Here is a 3,179-nt window from a genome sequence, read left to right as displayed (position 1 = left end):
GGCAGTCAGAGGTGACTATCAACTGCGGCCCGCCGCCGGTGGGGAGTTACCCACGCAGTCCCTATTCGGGAATGCGGTCCGAGAACCTAGGATCTCATCGAACACTATGTGACTGACGGGTCACATAGTGTTTTCCGCATTAGGTATTGTCTGTGCCTTTGTTCACCACACTCCACGCTGTCTCAAGTGCGCTGCGGCTACGGTTCTTTCAGAGCACGTCTCGCAAAGCGTGTTTGATTACCTTGCCGCTCGCATTGCGTGGCAACACATCGACCTGTATCAGTTCCTTCGGGTACTTGTATAAATCAGGCGCCCCGGATCATAGCGATCTGCTGCAGATGGTTCCGGTGCGTCTGATCCGATGTCAGATAGAGGTTCAGCTATGCGACAACACGAGGCTCCGCTTGTCGCGTAGAGCGGGTAACAGCGGTTTCTGACGGTCTGCCATGGCTATGGTCCGTGCCGGGTTTATACGGTGACGTCGGAGTAGGGTATGTGCTCGGATACCCAGGGAAATACGACTTCCATGAGCAGTAGCACGAGCGCGACAAGGAGAATAACCACCAGCAGGGCTTTCACTGGTCGGGGGCCGGGGAGCGCGTCCCAGAGGTAGCCGTACATTTATTGCTCCTGCAATGCCGCGGGAGAGTTGCCCGAGGACTTCGGAATGGTTTCGACGAGAACAGCATGGACGATCATGCGTTCGGTGTTCGAGAACAGTGGATGGCACGTGGTGAGCGTCAGCATGCTTTCCAGTCCGGGGTCAGGCTCGATCCACGGGGCGCCGGGCAGTGGATTGACGACGTCGATGTCGCCGGGCACTGTGATGTGTCGTCCCAGGACGTGGGCGTAGTCGCCGCCGGAGACGCGATCGGCCTGCTCGGGGCTCAGGCAGGCTTCCGCCGCCGCACGCCGTTCGGGTGGGGCCTGGTCGAGTGGCAGCAGCCGGTAGGTGAACCATTGGGACTGGGTTTCTACGACGACAGCATCGCATGCACCCAATTCACCTAGGTGCTCGAACACTGCGCCGGAACCGTTGCGATGCCCGGCGAGCGCGAAGTTTCCCGCTTCGCCGGGCATCTGTGTGTCGGGGTAGTGGCCGGGTCCGGCCCGTAGGTCTTCGCTGCTTGTGCCTTCGACGACGGCGTACGCCGCGCCGAGGGTGGGAAAGTGCACGCGCGCGAACCCTTCACCGAGCGCTGGGATCAGTGGGGGCGCCGACTCGTCACCGGCCGCCATGGGGGTTTCGCCCCAGGATTTCTCCAGGCTGTTGTTGACCTCGTCCTGCAGGCGCCCCGAGACGATATTGGTCCAGAATGCCTCGTAGATGACGAAGAGCAGGATGAGGACCCCGGCCGTGAGGAGCAGCTCACCGATGACCTGGCCTGCGCCCGGCCGCCGACGCTCTGGAACCTGGGTATGGCTCACGGACCGGGGTCTCCTCTTCGCAAATCTATCGAACTAGCTGACGTGTCGAACTGGCGCCGTATCGAACTAGCTTCCCGCGTTGATCGTGGCGCTTCCGGTGCCGCCGAGAAGATCGTAAAGGAGCACGGACAGGCGACCGAGGCCGTCGATTGCGGCAGAGCCAGTGGTCTCGATGCCTTCGATGATGATCGGGAACGGGAGGAATGACATGGTGTTTCTCCTTCGACAGGGGCGGCCGCGAGGGCGGCCGTGAGATGGATACGTCGTGACGGTGAAACAGGGCGGGCGCGACCAGGTGTAGGTCGAACCCGCCCTGTTTCGGTATTCCGGTGAGGAGTTACTCCTGGCCGGGTGTCCGCTTGCGGTTACGCAGGGTGAGCCATGCGCCACCGGCGATCAGTGCCAGCGCGCCACCGGCGAGCCAGATGACGTTCGCACCGGTCACCGGCAGGGACGAGGACTGGTCCGGCTTGGCCTGAGCAGGGTTGCCCGGAGCCGGTGTGCCCGGAGCACCGTTGTGGCCGGCGCCGCCCGGCTGACTGGGACCGGGGGAAGTCGGTACCTCAGTGCCCGGAACCTCAGATCCTGGGAACGTCGGGATCAACGATCCTCCGCCGAACGGCGGCAACGGAATCGGGAGCGGGATGATGATCAGGCCCTTGCTGCTGGTGACGTTCTCGAGTCCCAACACCACCGGCTTGTTCGCGTCACCGGTGAGGATGACGGTAACCCAGGTCGGTTCGCCGTCGATCTTGGCGATGTCCGCGCTGCCGTCCTTGACACTCCACTTGACGTCTTCCCAGTTGACGTTGCTCACGTCGGTGTGGGCGCCGGTTTCGACGAAGGTGATCTCGGTGCCCAGCGGGAACTGGACCCGCCCGTCGATGACGGGGGCATCGCACTGGGCGGTCGGGGTGACCGAAGCGCCCGGCTTGACGTCGAGGACGCAGGAACGCGCCGCATCATCGACATCGGTCCAGGTGGCCGTGACCTGGAAGGTCGTGGAGCCGTCCTTGGTGACCTGGTTGCCCTTGGGTCCGGTCACGATCTTGTCGATATCCACGTCCGTGGTCGGGATCGGGCGGTTGTGGATCTCCACCACAGCCTCCTCGCCCGCCACGACCTGGACGGTGTTCCGGTAGCCGGCGTCACCGCCGTCCGCAGCTACGTAGTAGTACGGCCGCGCCCAGTCGATGCCGGGCAGTGGGTTGGGGTCGACCTCGGAGAAGGTGATCACGGTGTTCCGCGGCACAACCTCGTCCGACGTCCAGCTGAAGTCGTTTCCAGCATTGAGAGTGATGGTCTCGCCCACTGCCGGGAAATCGGTTCCGGCGGGGAGCGCCGGATCGATTCCGTCGATCCGGACCTCGAATTCCGCGCCGTCGGGCAGGTCAGCCTCGGTGGCGGGTATGCGGTCGTCGCCGTCGAGGATGAACTTCGTGAACCCGACCGAGCCGAACTTCCACAACGCCTCGTTCGACAGTGTGATCAGACGACCGTCGGTCGGGTCGTCCGAGACGATGCCCGTCGAGGTGCCGTCGGCACCTGTAATGAGCCACGATTCCCCGGCCGGGCTGGTGCCCCAGGAGATCGTGCCCCACTCGACGCCGGCGACATCGGGGCGACCGGTTTCGGTGAAGGTCACCTCGGTGCCGACGGGGAGGTCGACGCCGAGCGGCGTGGTCTGTCCCTGCTTGACGCTCAGCACCTCGGTGCGGTAATCCACACCGTCGCGCCAACGCGCCTCGACT

The 3,179-nt window shown here is 63.8% G+C and carries 3 protein-coding genes; all 3 read right to left on the bottom strand.

The window, feature by feature from the left end; all coding sequences use genetic code 11:
• Nucleotides 1–621 precede the first annotated feature (621 nt).
• On the bottom strand, nt 622–1,428 hold the full coding sequence (locus VIQ49_RS24345) for a class E sortase (protein ID WP_331889163.1): 807 nt from the start codon (nt 1,426–1,428) through the stop codon (nt 622–624).
• Between the two features lie 66 nt (nt 1,429–1,494).
• Nucleotides 1,495–1,638 carry a hypothetical protein gene (locus tag VIQ49_RS24340; protein WP_283263203.1) on the bottom strand — a complete coding sequence of 48 codons (144 nt, stop codon included), beginning with the start codon at nt 1,636–1,638 and terminating at the stop codon, nt 1,495–1,497.
• Between the two features lie 127 nt (nt 1,639–1,765).
• Nucleotides 1,766–3,179 (bottom strand): DUF5979 domain-containing protein (locus tag VIQ49_RS24335; RefSeq protein WP_331889162.1); only part of this gene is annotated, 1,414 nt, incomplete at its 5' end.

Origin of the sequence: Williamsia sp. (assembly GCF_036566845.1) — a bacterium.
In the GTDB taxonomy this organism is placed as follows: Bacteria; Actinomycetota; Actinomycetes; order Mycobacteriales; family Mycobacteriaceae; genus Williamsia.
Note: the sequence above shows the minus strand (reverse complement) of the source record. Positions and strands in the feature narration are given on the sequence as shown.